The organism is Bradyrhizobium sp. LHD-71, from assembly GCF_031157255.1.
Taxonomy (GTDB): Bacteria; Pseudomonadota; Alphaproteobacteria; order Rhizobiales; family Xanthobacteraceae; genus P52-10.
This window is the reverse complement of record NZ_JAVIFX010000003.1, coordinates 163950-182280: the sequence shown is the minus strand read 5'-3', so window position 1 is coordinate 182280 and position 18331 is coordinate 163950. Positions and strand designations below refer to the sequence as shown.

Sequence of the window (18331 nt, the reverse complement as noted above, 5' to 3'; positions counted from 1 at the left end):
AGTTCGGCCAAGCGAAACTGAACAGTCTTGACAGGCAGCAACCTGTTTGCGGGCGTACGAGAACCGCCTTGAGGGCTGCGTTCGAGCGGCCGCTGAACCGCCTCAGGCCGGAGACGTCTCATTTCCGCCATCATGAAATCCTTGCAACCTTGCGGGCTTTTCATCCGCCAGTGAGATGACGCAGTGGGACAAATCTGCGAGTTTCCGCCGATTTCATTGTTCCCGCCGGCCGTTCGCGCCGGCAATTTTTCAGGAGAAGGCGCCGGTGAGGAATATTGGCTCGACGCTTGCAATCGTGTGGCGGATTGCAGCGCCCTACTTCCGTTCGGAGGACAAGTGGGCGGGACGCGGATTGCTTGCCGCGATCATCGCGATCGAACTTGCGCTGGTGGCTATCGACGTCCTTCTGAACTGGTGGCGCGCCCGCTTCTACGACGCCCTACAGGACCGCAACTGGGACAGCTTCCTCTATGAACTCGGCTACTTTTCGGTCATCGTCACGCTGTTCATCGTGCTGGCGGTCTACCAGCTTTACCTGAACCAGTGGCTGCAGATCCGCTGGCGAAAATGGCTGACGCAGCATTACCTCGGCGAATGGCTGGGTGGCGCCAATCACTACCGCATGCAACTTCTCGGCGATGCGGCAGATAATCCGGATCAGCGGCTGACCGAGGATGTCGAGCAGTTTGTCGCGAACACGCTGTCGATCGGACTCGGCCTGCTAAGCTCGATCGTGACGCTGGCTTCGTTCGTGGTCATCCTCTGGGGCCTTTCCCAGGCAGCGCCTCTGGTCATTGCCGGCGCTGATTTGACTATTCCTGGGTACCTGGTCTGGGCCGCGCTGCTCTATGCGATCCTCGGCACATTGCTGACGCACTGGATCGGCCGACCGCTGATCGCGCTGAACTTCACCAAACAGCGCTACGAGGCCGATTTCCGATTCAATCTGGTCCGGGTTCGCGAAAACTCCGAACAGATCGCGTTGTTGCGCGGCGACGAGGCCGAGCGGGGACGGCTGCTGGACCGGTTCAACCGCGTCGTCGGCAACTGGCTGCAGATCATGATCCGCACCAAGTGGCTGACAGCGTTCACCACCGGTTACTCGCAGGCGTCGCAGGTCTTTCCGCTGGTGCTGATCGCGCCCGCCTATTTCGCGGACAAGGTCCAGCTCGGCGGCATGATGCAGACGGCGTCCGCCTTCGGCAGCGTGCAGGGTGCACTGTCATTCTTCGTTACCGCCTATCGGAGCCTGGCCGAATGGCGCGCGGTCGTTGCCCGTCTCGACGGCTTCGAGGCATCGATTGCAAACGCGACCGACCTTGCGACCCGCAAGGACATGGTGCGTATGACGCCATCATCCGGTGAAGCGATCCACATCAAGGAACTCGCCGTACAGCTTCCTGATGGAAGACCGCTCGTTGCCGCGAACGGATTCTCTGTCCGGGATGGTGAACGGGTGCTGGTGACAGGCCCGTCCGGCTCGGGCAAGTCGACCCTGTTCCGTGCCATCGCCGGCATCTGGCCGTTCGGCAAGGGCGAAATCGCCGTGCCGGCTGACGCCACGCTGATGATGCTGCCACAGCGGCCTTACTTCCCCGTCGGTTCGTTGAAAGGCGCCATCGTCTATCCGGCTGCCGAGGATGCGTTCAGCACGGCGGAGCTGACCGATGTGCTGCGGGCGGTCGGCCTGCCGGCGCTTGCCGGGCGCCTCGACGAGCACAATCACTGGAACCGGCTGCTCTCACTCGGCGAGCAGCAGCGGCTCGGCGTCGCGCGAGCGTTGCTGCACAAGCCGCAGTATCTGTTTCTCGACGAGGCCACCGCTTCGCTCGACGAACCGTCGGAGGCGGCGCTGTACCAGCTGCTGTACAAGCAATTGCCGGCAACGACCTTCGTCTCGATCGGACATCGGGCGACGCTGCACGCGTTCCACGGCCGCAATGTCGTGTTCGAGCGCGAGGGCGATCACTTTGTCGTTGCGAACGCGGCGAAGGCGGATCTCGGGGCGTAATTGCTCCGGTCCAAATCGCTCATCGCGCTGCTACAGCCAGCGCTCCGGCCACGCGTTGCGCAGGACCAGGCGGTGCCACGCAAGCGCGAACACAGCGAGCATCAGCGCGCCGACCAGAACCGGCGCGATGATGAACGACCATGAGAGATTGCCCGTGACGACCAGCAACGGATTGATTCCCGCTGGTGGATGCAGCGTATCCGTCATCAGCATCGCCAGCACCGCGAGTCCGACCGCAACCGCGGCTGCAACCGATCCGGAACCGGCCACTGCCAGCATGACGAGACCGACCAGCGCCGATATCAGGTGACCGCCGATCAGCGCCCGCGGCTGCGCCGGAATCGCATGAGGCTGGCTGATGACGAGTACGATCGAGGTTGCGAATGGGATCGCGGCCATCGGATAAGCCGCAAGCGCCGACGAGCTTTCCATGACATATATCGCGAGCGTGCAACCGGCGGCGCACAGGATGGCGGGGACCGCAGCGACGCCAAGTGCCTTCTTGCTTGCGAAGCCTGCGCCGGGGTCGTGTTTGGTCTGCTGCGTATCCAACATCATACACGCGGAAAGCAAACGGCGGACCAGAGCGTGCGACAGTCTTCGGGGCGATCGACGGATTGGCTAAGGCGCGCCCGCTCCGGATCCACCTGCGGCTCGTGACATGGCATGGCATGAGGGCAAGAAAAAGGGCGGCAGATGACCTGCCGCCCATAATCTTGGTCCTTAAGCAGACCGTTACTTCAGATGTTGCGAGGCCACGAGATCCGCCGAGAACTTGGCGATGAACGCATCGCCACACCACTTGGAGCCGTAGCCACCCGGATTGATCGGCGTGAACGATCCCGAGAACGAGGCAGTCTGATCGCTTGTGAAGGCGTTGCAATCACCCTTTTTCAGGTCCGTGCCCGAATAGCGCAGATCAAGTGTGAACACCTTGTACGTGAAGCCGATACCGACGTTCCAGGTGTTGTAGTCCTTGTAGTCGATGCCGAACGGAAACGGTCCGAGGCCGGACACCGGGTCGACGATACCCGTTCCGTAGAATGAATCCGACGTGCCGAGGAACTGCCGGCCGAATTCACCTGAAACGTACATGCCGAGGCCCATCGGCAACAGCGCCCCAGGCGCCGTCCATTTCGCTGTACCGGACACGTAGTGGCCGTCCGCTCCCGAGTTCAGATAAGACGGCGTGTAGTAGTAGTTCGCGCCCAGCGCCCACTGGTCCGTGACGGTCCACAGAACCTTGCCATACACTTCGAAGAAGTCGAGATCCTTCTTGATGACGTTACCGCTCGGAGCGATGAAGTTGGTGAGGCACTCCAGATCGAGAGCGTTGCCCGCGGTATCGACCGCTGCGCCATAGTGGCACCGCCCGCCCGGATACAGGTAGCCGAACACACCGAAGTCGAAAGCGACCGGACCGAAGGTCGGGCGGATACCGCCGTAGACGTCGATCTCCGCCGCTGCGCGGTTCGGGAACGAGATGCTGGCGCCGCCGACGCCCACATAGAGTTGCAGCGTGTCATTGATGTTGTAGCGGGGCTCGAAATAGGCGGCGACCGACGGATGACGGTTCGACTGCGAAATACCGCGGAAACGATAATCGCTGGAGATCGACGCACCGAACGCGAAATCCCACGGCGACACGACCACCGGCGGCGCCACGGCTTTGACCGGCATCCTGATGTCAGCCGCGTAAGCCGAGCTGCCGAGCGCCAGCGCTGCGGCGATTGTCAAACCAACTTTCCTCATTGCGATCCCCATTGATCCCACTTTGAGCGACTGAATTTTCGGAACCCCAAGGCATCCGATAATTTTTCGTCGCGAAACGACCCTGCAATGGTTGCAATCTGCGGCCGCGGGACTGTGGGGTGAAGCCAAAAACGGGAGCAACTGCCGCCTTTTTAGGCGTTTTGATCTTTTAGAGGCGTTTCAGGAACATGTTGTCGGGGAGTGTGGCATCTCGGACACAAATTGAGCCGGACGACGCTTCCAACAGGCGCCAAATGCGATCAGGGCTCGAGGTTCTCTACTGCGCCGAACGCCGATTCGCCGACCCGGGACGAGACTCCCCCTCAAAAAAGGCGCGGACCGCGCGAGCGTTCGATCGCGCGGTCCGAAATCGAATGTCGCTGACCAAGTCCGGATCGCCGGCTGGCGAACCGTCTTCAGCGTGCCTCCTCGTCTGCCTCCGTGCTGCCCATCGCGGGCGCACTCCAGCTCGGCATCGCCGCGGGAGCCGGTTCTTCCATGCTGGGGGCAGGCGGCACGGGCGCTGACGCGCGCTTGCGCGGCGCAGCCCTCTTTTTCGCAGCCTTCCGCGCAGGAGCGGCCTTCTTCGCAGATTTCTTGGCAGATTTTTTGGCAGATTTTTTCTTGGCAGATTTCTTCTTGGCGGATGTCTTCGCCGCTTTCTTTGCCGTCTTCTTCTTTGCGACGCTCCTTGCGCCCATCTTCTTCCGGGCGCCGACGACCTTTTTCGCCTTCTTCGATTTCTTGGTCTTCTTCGCTTTCTTCGACTTCTTAGCCATTCAACATCCTCCTGTTGCCGCAGATCCGGATTCGCCTGAGGCATCCGTGATCGCGCTTTGCCCCTTCAACTTCCGCGCAATCACCCTCGTGCTGAAGCCCTCATGATCGCGCGCGACGTCAATTCGCCTTCAAGCTGGTCTGTCGATGTTCGGCTTCGGTCCTCCTGTTGCCCAGTCCACAAGCTCGATCGTGTGCAGCACTGGGAGCTGTCGTCCCTGCTCGTCCGTCGCACCGGCGATCTGCACCATGCATCCGATGTTGCCGGCAGCAATCACATCCGGCTTCAAGCTTGCGATGTTGGAGATCTTCCGCTTGCGCAGTCTCTCCGCAATGTCAGGCTGCAGGATGTTGTAAGTGCCTGCGGACCCGCAACACAAATGACCCTCAGGCACATCTTTCACCACGAAACCACTTTTGAAAAGCAATTCTTTCGGCGCACGTAGAATCTTTTGTCCATGCTGCAATGAGCAGGCGGCGTGATACGCGACGACGAGATCGCTGCGTGTCTTGGGAAAGGACAAGTCGAGTTCCGCGACATACTCGCTGATATCTTTCGCAAGCGCGGAGACGCGCTGCGCCTTCGCCGCATAGGCGGCGTCTTCGCGCAACAGATAGCCATAGTCCTTGATCACGGTTCCGCAGCCGGACGTGGTGACCAGGATCGCGTCGAGGCCGTTGCGATCCGCCTCGCCGCTCCAAACATCGATGTTCGTCCGCGCGCCCTTAAGCGCATCATGATCGTTGCCGAGGTGATGGGTAAGCGCACCACAGCACTGCTCGCCCGAAGCCAGCACGACTTCGACTCCATGGCGCGTCAATAGCCTTACCGCCGCCTCATTGATGCCCGGCGACAGCACCTGCTGCGCGCAACCCTGCAGCAAGGCGACGCGCGCACGCGGCTCGCCTTCGGCAGGGAACACAGCGCCGGCAGCAAGCGCAGCCGGCGGCAGGCGCGCCGGCGCAAGCGCAAGCATCGCCTTGATCCGCCTGAAGAAAGATGGAACGGCCTGAGCCGTTTGCGAGGTCGGCAGCAAGCCTGAAAATGCCCGCGCGAGGCGCGCCAGCTTCAGACTCGACCGGAACAGCGCCGGGCGCGGCAAGATCTGCGCGAGCACCCAGCGCAACAGGCGTTCGCCGATCGGCCGCGCGTAGTTCTCCTCGATCTTGACGCGCGCCTGATCAACCAGATGCATGTAGTTCACCCCTGAGGGGCAGGTCGTCATGCAGGCGAGGCAGGAAAGGCAGCGGTCGATGTGCTTGACCACCTCGGGTGTCGGCTGCTGGTTCTTCTCCAGCATCTCCTTGATCAGGTAGATGCGGCCGCGCGGGCTGTCGAGCTCGTCGCCCAGCAGCACGTAGGTCGGGCACGTCGCGGTGCAGAACCCGCAATGCACGCAGGCGCGCAGGATCTTGTCGGCCTCCCGGATATCCGGGTCGGCGAGTTGCTCAAGGGTGAATTCGGTCTTCATCTGCTCCCACCGCGTGTAAGTCGCCCGCGATTGAAGATGTCGGATGGGTCGAACGCCGCCTTGACGCGCGCGGTCAGCGTCGCCATGGCCGGTCCCAACGGATGGAAAACATCGACGGTCTCGCGCGTGGTCTCTAATGCCCGGATCAGCGTCGCGTGGCCTCCGAGAGCGCGCGCGCGCTCGCGCACAGTCCCAGCATGGGCATCCTGCGCCGGCGGCAGTGCCGCCCAGAGCAATCCCCCGCCCCAGTCATAGATCATGTCGCCACCGGTCTCGCGTTTCAGCTGCTCCCCGAGGGCCGGACCGGCCGCCGGCGGACAGATAATGCGCCACACCGGCCAAGCACCGAGCGGCCCGCCGGCCGCAAATGGCTCGACATCACGGACGGCGCGCCAGAGTTCGCGCGAGGCCTCTCCATCGATCTCGCTGACCGGAGAGAACGATCCGAGTTCGATGGCGAGCGAACGCGCGCGATGGGCAGCCGAAGCTGCGATGCCTTCCAGGCGGATCAACGTCACGGCATCTCCCGTTGCGAGGACCCCCGGCGCGCGCCTGGGCCGCCATGATGACATCGGAACATGCGCAGCGCCCGAGACGTCAAACGGCGAGCCAAGGGCTGCGGTCATCGCCCGCCCCGCCGCGGCATCGTCCAGTGCCCGCAGCACGAGCGTACGCTCGCTTTCGGCCTTCGGCATGACCTTGAGCGTCACCTCGGTCATCACCGACAGCGTCCCCCAGGATCCGGCGATCAGCTTGCAGAGGTCATAGCCGGTGACGTTCTTCACCACGCGTCCGCCAGCCTTGAAGCTTTCGCCGAAGCCGGATACTGCCGCGAGGCCCAAGAGATGATCGCGCGCGCCCCCCGCCCTGATACGGCGAGGACCGGCAAGGCCGGCCGCAATCATGCCGCCGATCGTGCCCTGGTCCGCCGGCGTCCCCAGCAGTGCCGATGTGTCCATCGGCTCGAACGCGAACTCCTGATTCTTGCCGGCGGTCAGTTGCGCAATGTCGCGTAATGAGGCGCCCGCCTGAACCGTGAGGATGAGCTCGTTCGGCTCGTACGAGGTAACGCTGTCCAGGCCGCTGATATCCAGCAGGGCGTTGGTCGCCGCGCGGTGGCCGATCGCACGCTTGGTACCGTGGCCGACGATCTCCAGCGGCTGACCGGCGCCGATCGCATCGCGCACGGCGGTTTCGACGTCCTTTGCGTCACGGGCTTTCACCGCCGCCGCTCCGTTTGTTCGAGAAAGGCTTTGCCTCGCGGCGACAGCCGATATCCGACCTCGAGACTTTCGGTCAAACCCAGATCCTTCAGTTTTCGGACATTGATCTTGAACTTGTCCTTGTCGAGCTGCAGCCTTTTCGCCAGATCCGCCGCGCGAACGGCAGGAGATGCTGCTATCACCTTGAGCGTGCGCACGGTCCATGGCTTGGCGGCCGCAGCATCGAAGCGCGACAGACGTTGCCGCAATTCGGCGATTGCCGAGGCGGCGAGGTGCCGTTTGCCGCGCAGCGCCAAGCGTGGATCATCGCCGATCCTGACGAAGGCGATCCTGTAGAGGGCCCGCTCATCTTCAGGTCCGAGTTCGCGGATCAGCGCCTGCACGGTGTCGAAGCCGGCCAGTTTCGCATCGCGCTCTGTGATCGCGGCGCAGACAATCTGCTCGACGTGATCGAACTTCAGGATGCCGACCGGAGTTCGGAGCGTTCCGCCCACTTTCACCGCAGGTCGCTTCCAGCGGCGAAACGCCAGCGCCACCCTGCCCGCGGCGATACCGTCGAGAATTGACCGTTTGAACAGCATGAGGGCGCAAGATTCGCTATCGTCAAAACCGCGGGATATCCGGAAACGCCAGCCTGCCGCCGTGAACATGGACGCGGCCAAGCTCGGCGCAGCGGCAAAGCGTCGGAAACACCTTTCCGGGATTGAGCAGCCCTTCCTCGTCGAACGCACATTTCAACCGCTGCTGCTGATTGAGGTCCACTTCGGTGAACATGTCGCCCATCAGATCGCGCTTCTCGACGCCGACGCCATGCTCGCCGGTGAGCACGCCGCCGAGCTCGACGCAGACACGCAGGATGTCGGCCCCAAATTTTTCGGCACGCTCCATTTCACCCGGCTTGTTGGCATCGTAGAGGATGAGCGGATGCAGGTTGCCGTCGCCGGCGTGAAAGACGTTGGCAACACCGAGCCCGTAGGTTTCCGACAGCGAGCGGATGCGTGCCAGCGCCTCGGGCAGTTTGGCGCGCGGAATAGTGCCATCCATGCAGAGATAGTCCGGCGAAATACGCCCGACCGCTGGGAACGCCGCCTTGCGCCCGGCCCAGAACAGAAGCCGTTCATCCTCTGAGTTCGAAATCTGCAATGTCGTCGCTCCACAGGTGCGGGCGATCCGTTCGACGCGCTGGATCAACTCGTCCACCTCAACCCCGGGGCCGTCCAGCTCGATGATCAGCAGCGCCTCGACGTCGAGCGGATAGCCTGCATGCACGAACGCCTCGGCCGCGTGGATCGCGGGCTTGTCCATCATCTCCATGCCGCCCGGGATGATCCCCGCGCCGATGATCTGCGCAACGCAACGTCCCGCCTCCTCGACCTCGCCGAAGCCGACCATCATCGCCCGTGCCGTCTCCGGCCTGCGCAGGATACGCACGGTCACTTCGGTGATGACGCCGAGCAAGCCCTCGGAGCCAGTGACGATACCCATCAGGTCATAGCCTGCGCTCTCTGCCGCCTTGCCGCCGATCCGCAGGATTTCTCCCGTCATCAGCACCATCTCGCAGCCGAGCACGTTGTTGGTGGTCATGCCGTATTTGAGGCAATGCACACCACCGGAATTCTCTGCGACATTGCCGCCGATGGTGCAGGCGATCTGCGAGGACGGGTCAGGCGCGTAATAGAAGCCGCGATTCGCCACCGCCTCACTGATCGCCAGATTGGTGACGCCCGGCTCGACGATGGCGCAGCGGTTGTCGAAATCGATCTCGCGGATGCGCTTGAACTTGCCGAGCCCGAGCAGCACGCCGTCCTTGAGCGGCAGAGCGCCGCCCGAAAGCGAGGTACCGGCGCCGCGCGGCACCACCTTGATGCGATGCTCGTGACAATAGCGCAGCACGCGGCTGACCTGCTCGGTGGTCTCCGGCAGCACTACGACCATGGGCGGCTGGCGGTACGCAGTCAGCCCGTCCGATTCGTACGGCAACATCTCGGCGGCCTTGTCGATCACGCCCTCGCCCGGCACGATCGCACGCAACGCCGAGACAATCTCGGCGCGCCGAGCCAGGACGCCCTCATCCGCATCGGGCATTTTCAGTGCCATCTTCAGGCTCCCAAACCGCGCATTCCACAAAACAGGCACCGCATCTGCAATCGGAATACGCACAAAGAACAATTCTGTAAGCGTCTCACCGCAGACTGAACACGTCCTGGCGCTTATGCGGACAGGGACGCCGCTGGCGCTGCGGGTTTCGGCTCGGGCGTCACCGGCAGCACCGCCTGCACCACGAGGCCCCGCGCACGAGCGTCCATCACTCCGACTGCGCGCAGAGCCATCAACGTCAGCGTCTGCACCGCTTCACGAAGCTTGGCCGGATCGTCGAGATTGTCCGGTGCGAGCGGACCGACCAGCGCCTCATGCAGCGCACCGATCAGGGCTGCCGCGGTGAGTGAGGCATCCTGCGCCGGCAGATGGCCGGCGCGCGCCGCCGCAGCGATACGCGTTTCGATCTCGGCGACGATCGCCTTGCGGCTGTCAATGCGCGAGGCCGTTACGTCGACGTCGATCGGCTCGGCGAGAATACCCCAAGCGAGCTTGCGCTGCGACAGCACGTCGACCGCTATTCGCGTCACGGCGGCAGCCAGCGCCGATAGCGGACCGGGCGCTGCGTCCGCAGCGCGGCGGACCGACTCGAGTTGCTCGCGCGAGACATCCGAAATCAGTTCGGAGATAAGCTCCGCCTTCGACGGGAAGTATCGATAGACGGTACCGGCGGCGACGTTTGCCCGGGTGGCGATCGGCGCAATCTGCACCGCGGTCATACCCTGCTCGGCAGCAGTGTCGCGCGCGGCCGCAAGGATGGCGCGGCGACGGGCCGCAAGCCTGCGCATCACCTGCTGGGTACGCCGATACACCACTGAACGTCTTCTCCCCCGGAAAGGTCCGCCGAATTCTTCTTTGGCGCACATGCCGCGCGACGGTTAAGAAATGAACACTAGTTCAAATAAGTTGGCAAGATGGTCATTGTGCGACATCTTTCTTGCCGCCCTGCCAGCGGGCGGCAAATTCATGCAGCGGCCAAAACGTCTGTAGCAGTTCCCTGCCCGTCACAGTCAGCGCGTAACCGCCCTTGTCGTGCTTTTCGACGAAACCTGCCTTGCGCAGCTCCGAAACGCGCTGCTGCACCACTGTCGGCGAGGCATCGCCACACGCTGCTCGCAAACCCCGCGATGTCAGCACGCCGTCGCGCAACTCCCACAGGATCCGCAGTGTCCAGCGCCGCCCGAGCAGATCGAGCAGCACCATGATCGGCCGACCGGTCTTCGATCCTCGCACCGTAACACTGGCGGCAGCACGCTTCGCCATCGACCGCCCTCGCATTGTCGCCACTTGCGACCTGCTACCAAAAATGTAGCATAGCCTTGCTACAAAAACAGTAGCATCGCCGACAACACGAGGACCAGCCCCATGTCGCGTATCACTCCGCTGCAGGCCCCCTATCCGGCCGCCATTCAACAGGATTTCGAACGGATCATGGGCCCCGACCGCCCGCCCCTGGTGCTGTTCCGAACGATCGCTACTGCGGAGCGCGCCTGGAAGAAATTCACCGCGGCCGGCTTGCTCGACCGTGGGCCGCTATCACTGCGTGACCGCGAGATCGTGATCGACCGGACCTGCGCGCGGACCGGTTGCGAATACGAGTGGGGCGTGCACGTTACAGCCTTCGCCGCGCATGCGCGGCTCAGCGATGCGCAGGTCCGCGCCACGGTGATCGACGGGCCGGATGCGGCCTGCTGGACCGAAGCCGAGCGAACGCTGATCGCAACCGCCGACGCGCTGCATGAGCGCGCGACGCTCAGCGACGACGAATTCGCTGCACTCGCCAGGCACTACTCCGAGGCGCAGATTCTCGAGATCCTGCTGCTGTGTGGGTTCTACCGGACGGTATCGTATCTGGCGAACGGCCTGGACCTGCCGCTGGAGAGGACGGCGGCGCGTTTTCCGAAGGGGTAAGATCGTAGCCCGGGCGGAGCGATGCGTGGCGCCTCAGCACGCATTGACTCTGTGGTGTACTGAGAAGCCGGCCCGGGCTACGCTCCACCCGGGCTACGGCGTTCGCGTCCGCTCAGGCGATCCCGGCACGCAGCACGTCGTGCACGTGAACGATGCCGACCGGTTTATTGCCCTCGGCGACGATCAGCACGGTCACCGCCGGCTTCATCGCATTCATCATATCCAGAAGCTCGCTCGCGAGCATACCGGCAGCGACGGTGCGGGGGTTCTTCGTCATCACCTGCTCGACCGGCTCCAGCAGCAGCCCGTCATGCATATGACGGCGCAGGTCGCCGTCGGTAATGATGCCTGCGAGCGCGCCGCCGCTGTCGACGATCACGACGCAACCGAAGCCCTTCTTGGACATTTCGACTAGCGCGTCCGACATTGTCGTGCCAACCGGTTTCATCGGAATCTCGTCGCCGGTGTGCATGATGTCGCGCACCGCCTTCAGCATCGCACCGAGCTTGCCGCCGGGATGGAATTTCGCAAATTCGAGCGCCGTGAAGCCACGGCTCTCGAGCAGCGCCACCGCCAACGCATCGCCGAGTGCGGCCTGCATCAGTGTGGAGGTCGTGGGTGCAAGGTTATGCGGACAAGCTTCGAGCGCCTTGGGCAGGGTCAGCACCACGTCGGCTGCCTTCGCCAGCGTCGAGCAACCATCCGCTGTCATCGCGATCAGGCCGATACGAAAGCGGCGCGAATAGTTGATGAGGTTTTTCAGTTCGACCGTCTCACCGGACCACGACAGTGCAATAATGACGTCGTCGGCGGTAATCATGCCAAGGTCGCCATGGCTCGCCTCCGCCGTATGCACGAAGAAAGCAGGCGTCCCTGTCGACGCGAAGGTGGCAGCAATCTTGCGGGCGATGTGACCCGACTTCCCGAGCCCGGTGACGATCACTCGCCCCTTGGCCGCGCGGATCAGGTCGACGGCGGCGGCAAATGCGGGCCCCAACTCGCCCTGCAGAGCGGCTTTCAATGCGTTGATGCCGTTTGCTTCGGTCTCAAACGTGCGCAGGCCGGACGCGATCGCTGGATTGAGTGAATTTTGCGCGGACGAGGCGGTGGTCCGCGGTTTTGGCGTCGGCATGCTTTGACCTGGAAAGATGGAGAACTGCTCCTCTTAGCACGGCGAATCACGTGAGGCGACGCGGTACCTACCGACCTCAACGGCTCATTAACCATAATTGTTTAACTCCATTTAACGCCTTTCGCCAGGCCGGCGGGACGTGCGCGCGCGTGCGTGAACGTCCCAACGTTCTGAAATGTTTAAGTTTTCGGTCGCACAGCGTTGCGTCCAGGGGACTGGGAGTCCACGCGTGTCAGGTCGGCAGGAACAGGGGCCGCAAGTCAGCCGGCGCTGGCACGGACGTGCCGCGCGCGGCCCCTCGGTCAGCCTGTTGCTGCTCGCCCTGTTGGCGGCCGAAGCGAATGCGCAGACCCTGACCTCGGATCTGTTGCGGAACGAGATCGACGGCTTTTCCGGCAACATCCGTCCCCTGCGGCCAATTGATCCTACCGGCGCCAATGCCGCGCAACGCACCGCGGCTGCGCCGTCACGCATCGGCCAGATCCCGACCTATACGGTTGAATCCGGCACCGGATCGACCGGCTACACATCGACCGGCTATGACGCATTCAACCGCAAGAGGAAGCGCGCCGCACGCAAGCCAGGCGTTTCGCCGACGGTGAACGGCGCGGCGCCGACGCAGATCCTGCCGGTGGTCGTTCCCGTGGTGCCGCCTCCGCCGCGGCCCTCGGCCAACGCGCACAGGCCACCGATTGCACCGTCGGCGATCGGTGGCGTCAATGGTCAGCCATATCGGCGCGCGCTCAAGGTCGACGAGGACCCCTTCGGCCCGGTCGGCTTCTATCGCGGCAGCATGCTGGTGAAGCCCGCAGTCGAGCTGTGGGCCGGCTACGACACCAACCCTGGCCGCATCAACAATGGTCCGAGCTCATGGCTGTACATGGTCAAGCCGGAGCTTCTGGTCACCTCCGACTGGGAGCGCCACGAGTTGCTCGCCGACCTGCGCGGCTCGTTCACCGGCTATTCGCTGAGGAACGAGGCCGCGGCCCCCGGTATTCCACAGCCGCTGCCGATCGACATGGACCGGCCGGAATTCACCGGCAGGGTGAATGGCCGGATCGACGTCTCGCGCGATACGCGCATCCTCACCGAGACGCGCTTCATCGTCGGTACCGATAATCCGGGCAGCCCGAACATCGAGGCCAACCTCAAGCGTCTTCCACTGTTTGGCCAGGTCGGCGCCACACTCGGCGGCGTCCACAGCTACAACCGGTTCGAGATCGCGGCGAAAGCCACGGTCGACCGCACCGTCTATCAGGACTCGACGTTCAGCGACGGATCGCGCGGAAGCAATTCCGACCGCAACTTCAACGCCTATGGCGGTACGCTACGCGCCTCCTACGAACTGATGCCGCACGTGAAACCGTTCGGAGAAGTTACGATCGACCGGCGCGAACGCGATCTCGAGTTCGACAGCAACGGCTTCGCGCGTTCCTCACGCGGCCGCATCGCGCGCGTCGGGTCGTCGTTCGAACTCGGCCGGCTGATCACCGGCGAGGCCTCCGTCGGCTACACCACACGCACCTATGAGGATTTAAGGCTGCCCGACGCAAACGGGGTGCTGGTCGCGGCATCGCTGATCTGGCGACCGACGGGGCTGACCACAGTGAGGCTCATCGCGGATTCGGGCGTCGGCGAATCCACCCTGCCCGGCGTCTCCGGCGTTCTCACCCGCAGCTACAACGCGGAAGTCGAGCACGCCTTCCGCCGCTACCTGATCGCCAAGTTGACGGCCGGCTTCAGCACCGCCGACTATGACGGCAGCGACCGCTTCGACAAGATCTATTCGGTCGGAGGCGACCTCGTTTACAAGTTCAACCGTGAGGTGCACCTCAAGGCGCAGGTCCGCCACGACTGGCTGGAGAGCACGATCTCAGACGCCAACTATCAGGCCACGATGTTCATGCTCGGCGTACGACTGCAGCGGTGAAGATCCTTACCGGCTGCGGCTTGCGACCGCAGTCGTCGCCGGTTTGTCGAACACCAGCTTGCAAGCAGGGCTGAGCTTCGACTTGTTGGCGCGCATGCAGCCAATGATCGCGTCCACGTTCGGGATGTGGCTCGAGCAGAGGCGGAAAGCATCCGGCGTACAGGCCCGGCGCTGTTCGGCAGTCGCCTCGACGGCATGTGCCGCGAAGGACGTGAGCGACGTTGCAACCGCGCCGGCGACGCTGAGGACACGCAAGGTCTTGATGAACGTGTTCATGGCCGTTCTCCTGGTGTCTGGCGCTCATGTGAGAGCCGCCGTGTTCATGGACAGGAGAATGCCTCGCTTGCGGGGAAAACACCGTGACGCGTCTCACAAAGCCGGCGAGACCAGCGTCATCGGAGCGACTGTTCGAGAACGCTCAGCACGCGTGGATTCATCTGCGCCACATTGAAGCGCATCAGATCAGTGGCCGACTGCGTCACGCTGAAGACGTTGCCCGGTGCGAGGACGACCCCTTCCCGGAGTGCGGCCTTCGCGACCTCGGCGGCATCCCGTCCATCGGGCAGATGACACCACAGATAAAAACCGCCGCGTGGAAGCGTCCAGGGGTGGACATTGATCTCTTCGAGCTGGCCGACAATTTCTCGGCGCCGTTTCGCCAGACGGCTGCGGAGTCCGGTCAGGTGCTTGCGATAGCTGCCGTCGCTGAGCGTGCCGAAAACCAGCTCGGCCGCGACGGGGCTCGGTCCTCCGAAGTTCGTCGCGACCTGGAGATCGACGAGACCTTCGATCCAGTCCGGGCGGGCGACGATGTAGCCGCAGCGTATGGAGGCCGAGAGCGTCTTGGAGAAGCTTCCGATCCGGATCACGCGAGAAAGTCCGTCGAGCGAGGCGAGACGCGGGGACGGCTCCGGCTCGAAGTCGGCGAAGATTTCATCCTCGACGATGATGAGGTCGTGGGCCGCCGCCGCGGTCAGGATGCGATGAGCGGTCCGCGGCGCGAGCGTCGCTCCGGTCGGGTTGTGAAGCGCCGCGTTGGTGATGTAGAGGCGCGGACGATGGGTCGCGAGCTGCTCGTTGAAAAGCGCGATGTCCGGCCCGGTCTGCGTGTAGGGGACGCTGACGATCCTGGCGCGATGAACGCGCAGCAGCGCCTGGAAATTGAAATAGCAGGGGTCGTCGACCAGAACCGTGTCGCCGGGATTCAGCAGGAAACGGCAGAGAAGATCGATCGCCCGTGTGCCTGACGTGGTCAGGAGGATCTGGTCGGCTCCGGCTTCGATCCCTTCCGCCGCAAACTGGCGGACAAGCAGGCGACGCAAGGCGAGCGACCCGCGCGTAGCGCCATAATCCGCGAGCACGGAATCGTCGGCTCTGGCCAGCGCGCGGATCGCCCGTCGGATCGCAGCGTTGGGCATCCAGTCGGGAGGCAGCCAGCCGCAGCCCGGCCGTAGCATCTCGGGGCCGGCATCGAGCGACTGCCGAGACACCCAGAACGGATCGATCGCGCGGTCGAACTGAGGCTCGACTTCGGTCAGCGTGGCTGGCGGCAGGTGACCTGCGACATAGAAGCCGGAGCCCGGACGGGACCGGATCAGCCCTTCGGCTGCGAGGCGATCGTAGGCGTCCACGACGGTTGACGGCGAGACGTGCATGTCGCGGGCGAGTTTGCGGATCGAGGGCAGCTTCTCGCCGGCCGTCAGTGCGCGGTTTGCAACGCGCCGACGGATCGCGGTCATGATCTGCTCCGTGCGCGGCGCGCCGTTTTCAGTCTGACGGTTCGACAACTGTATGGCTCCTTTGATCCATACTGTTTGCTCTCAGCGTATTGGTGTGTCGCTGTCGCCGCAATCCCTCCTGCGCTATCGCATCCAGCCTAGGCGGACACCATCATGCAGCGCACGACCGAAGGGTGGGGCAGCGGCCTCCTCGGCGTCATCATCTTCAGCGGCTCGCTCCCGGCGACCAGGGTCGCAGTCGGCGAATTCACACCGCTGTTCCTGACCTCCGCGCGGGCGGTCATCGCGGCTCTGCTCGGCGCAGCGTTGCTCGTGGCGCTCCGCGAGAGGCGTCCTTCGCGGCAAGATCTCGTGCCGCTCGCGGTTGTGGCGCTTGGCGTCGTGATCGGCTTTCCGCTGCTGACCGCCTTAGCGCTTCAGCACATCACTGCGGCCCGTTCGATCGTGTTCATCGGCCTTCTGCCGCTCGCGACCGCGATTTTCGGCGTCATCCGGGACGGCGAGCGGCCGAAGCCGGCCTTCTGGCTGTTCTCGGTCGGCGGCGCCGCATCGGTCGCGGGCTTTGCTCTTGCGAACAGCAGCTTCGGCTCGCTGGCCAGCGACCTGCTGATGATCGCCGCCATCGTCCTCTGCGGTCTTGGTTACGCGGAGGGCGCCCGCCTCTCGCGCCGTCTCGGCGGATGGCAGGTGATCTCATGGGCGCTCGTCGTCGCGCTTCCGATGATGGCTCTGCTTGCAATTACAAGCTTGCCGGATGTCTGGACCGGAATCGGCGGCCCGGCCTGGCTCGGCCTCGCCTACGTCTCGGTCTTCAGCATGCTTGTCGGCTTCGTGTTCTGGTACCGGGGCCTGGCCCTCGGCGGCATCGCCGGCGTCGGCCAGCTTCAACTGCTCCAACCGTTCTTCGGACTGGCGCTTGCGGGACTGCTGCTTGGCGAACCGATCGCCTGGACAATGATCGCAGTGACCGGGCTCGTCGTTCTTTGCGTCGCCGGCGCAAAGCGTTTCGCCTGAGCGCACATCCGACCGCCGGGTGGCTCAGCGGCCAGAACTCAGCGCTGACGCCGAGCAGCCTCGAGCCTCCCGCCATCATTAGCTCTGCCGGTTTCGTTAGGCGGCGGACCGGAGATGAACTAGGCCTTCAAATAGCGACGCATCTCCTCGCGCAGGCCGTCCGCAAGCTCCGGCCGGCGCAGGCCGTAAGCGATGTTGGCCCGCAGGAAACCGGCCTTCGAGCCGCAGTCATGCCGTTCGCCCTCGAACCGCAAACCGTAGAACTTCTGCGATTTCGCCAAGCCGACCATGCCGTCGGTCAGCTGGATCTCACCGCCGGCGCCACGCTCCTGGGTCTCGAGGATCTTGAAGATTTCGGGCTGCAGGATGTAGCGCCCGGTGATCGACAGATTGGACGGCGCCTTCTCGCGCGGCGGCTTTTCGACCATGCTCGAAACCTCGAACGCCTTGCCCTTGCTCGCGCCGACACCCACCACGCCGTACTGATGCACGCGCTCCATCGGCACCTCTTCCACCGCGAGCAGGTTGGCCTTCGGGCCCAGGTCGTGGGCCACGTCGATCATCTGCTTGAGGCAGCCCGGCGTATTGAGCACGAGTTCATCTGGCAGCAGCACAGCGAAGGGCTCATCGCCGACGACGTCGCGCGCACACCAGACTGCATGGCCAAGGCCAAGCGGCGCCTGCTGGCGCGTGAAGCTCATTGCACCGGCAGCCGGCTGGTCGCGTTCGAGCAGCTCCATCTCGGCTTGTTTTGAGCGCTCGCGCAGCGTCGTATCGAGCTCGAACATCCGATCGAAATGATCTTCGATCACGCCCTTGTTGCGTCCGGTGACGAATACGAAATGCTCGATGCCCGCCTCGCGCGCCTCATCCACCACATACTGGATCAACGGCCGGTCGACGATCGTCAGCATCTCCTTCGGCATGGCCTTGGTCGCGGGAAGAACGCGGGTGCCGAGACCGGCGACCGGAAACACAGCTTTGCGGACTTTCATGAGGTCTCTTTTGGATAGGTCAGTGATCTGATGCGGGACAGTTCCGCGGGCGGGTTAAGGTTAAGTAGCAGTTTTTGCAGCAGCAGGCATGGCGGGAAATAGCGGCCGGGTGTTCCGGTTCTAACGTCGCCTCACCTCGCGGCAGTTCCCTTCTGCGAACGTTTGAGCCAGCAAAGAATCTAGCAACGTCATGATGCTAGTGGCCTTTTTGGATTTGGCGCTCACCGCAGGGTCGCACGGACGTCCAGCATCCGCCCCACGAACTCCACCTTACGATA

17 protein-coding genes are annotated in these 18331 nt (G+C 63.6%); 5 read left to right on the top strand and 12 right to left on the bottom strand.

Annotated features, from left to right (window positions below):
* Positions 1-265 precede the first annotated feature (265 nt).
* Positions 266-2011 (top strand): ABC transporter ATP-binding protein/permease, encoded by a 1746-nt coding sequence (locus tag RCO31_RS03565; RefSeq protein ID WP_308966849.1) that lies wholly within the window; start codon positions 266-268, stop codon positions 2009-2011.
* Between the two features lie 30 nt (positions 2012-2041).
* On the opposite strand, the gene RCO31_RS03560 is transcribed toward RCO31_RS03565, so the two are convergent.
* On the bottom strand, positions 2042-2566 hold the full coding sequence (locus RCO31_RS03560; RefSeq protein WP_308966848.1) for an HPP family protein: 525 nt from the start codon (positions 2564-2566) through the stop codon (positions 2042-2044).
* Positions 2567-2746: 180 nt separating this feature from the next.
* Positions 2747-3763 carry a TorF family putative porin gene (locus tag RCO31_RS03555; RefSeq protein WP_308966847.1) on the bottom strand — a complete coding sequence of 339 codons (1017 nt, stop codon included), beginning with the start codon at positions 3761-3763 and terminating at the stop codon, positions 2747-2749.
* Between the two features lie 498 nt (positions 3764-4261).
* Here RCO31_RS03555 and RCO31_RS03550 point away from each other — a divergent pair, with 498 nt between their 5' ends.
* Positions 4262-4648: a hypothetical protein gene (locus RCO31_RS03550; RefSeq protein WP_308966846.1), complete on the top strand. Its 387-nt coding sequence runs from the start codon at positions 4262-4264 to the stop codon at positions 4646-4648.
* 23 nt (positions 4649-4671) lie between these two features.
* Here the strand turns inward: RCO31_RS03550 and glcF are convergent, their stop codons facing one another.
* The 6 genes from glcF to RCO31_RS03520 form a co-directional block, all read right to left on the bottom strand.
* Positions 4672-6012 (bottom strand): glycolate oxidase subunit GlcF, encoded by a 1341-nt coding sequence (glcF, locus tag RCO31_RS03545; RefSeq protein WP_308966845.1) that lies wholly within the window; start codon positions 6010-6012, stop codon positions 4672-4674.
* Positions 6009-7235 (bottom strand): FAD-binding protein, encoded by a 1227-nt coding sequence (locus RCO31_RS03540; RefSeq protein ID WP_308966844.1) that lies wholly within the window; start codon positions 7233-7235, stop codon positions 6009-6011. Before RCO31_RS03540 ends, glcF begins: the two co-directional genes overlap by 4 nt.
* A complete protein-coding gene (locus RCO31_RS03535) occupies positions 7232-7816 on the bottom strand; it encodes a hypothetical protein (RefSeq protein ID WP_308966843.1) in 585 nt (194 codons plus the stop codon). Before RCO31_RS03535 ends, RCO31_RS03540 begins: the two co-directional genes overlap by 4 nt.
* 22 nt (positions 7817-7838) lie before the next feature.
* Positions 7839-9332 carry an FAD-linked oxidase C-terminal domain-containing protein gene (locus tag RCO31_RS03530; RefSeq protein ID WP_308966842.1) on the bottom strand — a complete coding sequence of 498 codons (1494 nt, stop codon included), beginning with the start codon at positions 9330-9332 and terminating at the stop codon, positions 7839-7841.
* A 113-nt stretch (positions 9333-9445) separates the two neighbouring features.
* Positions 9446-10147, bottom strand: coding sequence for a TetR/AcrR family transcriptional regulator (locus RCO31_RS03525; RefSeq protein WP_308966841.1), 702 nt, complete (start codon positions 10145-10147; stop codon positions 9446-9448).
* A 103-nt stretch (positions 10148-10250) separates the two neighbouring features.
* Complete coding sequence (locus RCO31_RS03520) at positions 10251-10595, bottom strand: helix-turn-helix domain-containing protein (protein ID WP_308966840.1); 345 nt, start codon at positions 10593-10595, stop codon at positions 10251-10253.
* Positions 10596-10697: 102 nt separating this feature from the next.
* Here RCO31_RS03520 and RCO31_RS03515 point away from each other — a divergent pair, with 102 nt between their 5' ends.
* Positions 10698-11243 carry a carboxymuconolactone decarboxylase family protein gene (locus RCO31_RS03515; RefSeq protein ID WP_308966839.1) on the top strand — a complete coding sequence of 182 codons (546 nt, stop codon included), beginning with the start codon at positions 10698-10700 and terminating at the stop codon, positions 11241-11243.
* 112 nt (positions 11244-11355) lie between these two features.
* On the opposite strand, the gene RCO31_RS03510 is transcribed toward RCO31_RS03515, so the two are convergent.
* Positions 11356-12375, bottom strand: coding sequence for a KpsF/GutQ family sugar-phosphate isomerase (locus RCO31_RS03510; protein ID WP_308966838.1), 1020 nt, complete (start codon positions 12373-12375; stop codon positions 11356-11358).
* Between the two features lie 229 nt (positions 12376-12604).
* Between RCO31_RS03510 and RCO31_RS03505 the strand changes: the two genes are divergently transcribed.
* Positions 12605-14305, top strand: a complete 1701-nt coding sequence (locus tag RCO31_RS03505) for an outer membrane beta-barrel protein (RefSeq protein WP_308966837.1) — start codon at positions 12605-12607, stop codon at positions 14303-14305.
* Positions 14306-14311: 6 nt separating this feature from the next.
* On the opposite strand, the gene RCO31_RS03500 is transcribed toward RCO31_RS03505, so the two are convergent.
* Both RCO31_RS03500 and RCO31_RS03495 read right to left on the bottom strand, forming a co-directional pair.
* Positions 14312-14581, bottom strand: a complete 270-nt coding sequence (locus tag RCO31_RS03500) for a hypothetical protein (protein WP_308966836.1) — start codon at positions 14579-14581, stop codon at positions 14312-14314.
* 116 nt (positions 14582-14697) lie between these two features.
* The gene (locus RCO31_RS03495; RefSeq protein WP_308966835.1) at positions 14698-16044 is read right to left on the bottom strand and encodes a PLP-dependent aminotransferase family protein; all 1347 of its coding nucleotides are present in this window, start codon (positions 16042-16044) and stop codon (positions 14698-14700) included.
* Positions 16045-16197: 153 nt separating this feature from the next.
* Here RCO31_RS03495 and RCO31_RS03490 point away from each other — a divergent pair, with 153 nt between their 5' ends.
* A complete protein-coding gene (locus tag RCO31_RS03490) occupies positions 16198-17058 on the top strand; it encodes a DMT family transporter (protein WP_308966834.1) in 861 nt (286 codons plus the stop codon).
* Positions 17059-17177: 119 nt separating this feature from the next.
* Here the strand turns inward: RCO31_RS03490 and galU are convergent, their stop codons facing one another.
* Positions 17178-18053, bottom strand: coding sequence for a UTP--glucose-1-phosphate uridylyltransferase GalU (gene galU, locus RCO31_RS03485; protein ID WP_308966833.1), 876 nt, complete (start codon positions 18051-18053; stop codon positions 17178-17180).
* Between the last annotated feature and the right edge of the window lie 278 nt (positions 18054-18331).

What these genes read in the sequence shown, in the direction of transcription:
- RCO31_RS03560 (WP_308966848.1), bottom strand. Translation starts at nt 2,566, where the DNA reads ATGTTGGATACGCAGCAGACCAAACACGACCCCGGCGCAGGCTTCGCA.
- RCO31_RS03555 (WP_308966847.1), bottom strand. Translation starts at nt 3,763, where the DNA reads ATGAGGAAAGTTGGTTTGACAATCGCCGCAGCGCTGGCGCTCGGCAGC.
- RCO31_RS03550 (WP_308966846.1), top strand. Translation starts at nt 4,262, where the DNA reads ATGCTGGGGGCAGGCGGCACGGGCGCTGACGCGCGCTTGCGCGGCGCA.
- glcF (WP_308966845.1), bottom strand. Translation starts at nt 6,012, where the DNA reads ATGAAGACCGAATTCACCCTTGAGCAACTCGCCGACCCGGATATCCGG.
- RCO31_RS03535 (WP_308966843.1), bottom strand. Translation starts at nt 7,816, where the DNA reads ATGCTGTTCAAACGGTCAATTCTCGACGGTATCGCCGCGGGCAGGGTG.
- RCO31_RS03530 (WP_308966842.1), bottom strand. Translation starts at nt 9,332, where the DNA reads ATGGCACTGAAAATGCCCGATGCGGATGAGGGCGTCCTGGCTCGGCGC.
- RCO31_RS03520 (WP_308966840.1), bottom strand. Translation starts at nt 10,595, where the DNA reads ATGGCGAAGCGTGCTGCCGCCAGTGTTACGGTGCGAGGATCGAAGACC.
- RCO31_RS03515 (WP_308966839.1), top strand. Translation starts at nt 10,698, where the DNA reads ATGTCGCGTATCACTCCGCTGCAGGCCCCCTATCCGGCCGCCATTCAA.
- RCO31_RS03510 (WP_308966838.1), bottom strand. Translation starts at nt 12,375, where the DNA reads ATGCCGACGCCAAAACCGCGGACCACCGCCTCGTCCGCGCAAAATTCA.
- RCO31_RS03500 (WP_308966836.1), bottom strand. Translation starts at nt 14,581, where the DNA reads ATGAACACGTTCATCAAGACCTTGCGTGTCCTCAGCGTCGCCGGCGCG.
- RCO31_RS03495 (WP_308966835.1), bottom strand. Translation starts at nt 16,044, where the DNA reads ATGACCGCGATCCGTCGGCGCGTTGCAAACCGCGCACTGACGGCCGGC.
- RCO31_RS03490 (WP_308966834.1), top strand. Translation starts at nt 16,198, where the DNA reads ATGCAGCGCACGACCGAAGGGTGGGGCAGCGGCCTCCTCGGCGTCATC.
- galU (WP_308966833.1), bottom strand. Translation starts at nt 18,053, where the DNA reads ATGAAAGTCCGCAAAGCTGTGTTTCCGGTCGCCGGTCTCGGCACCCGC.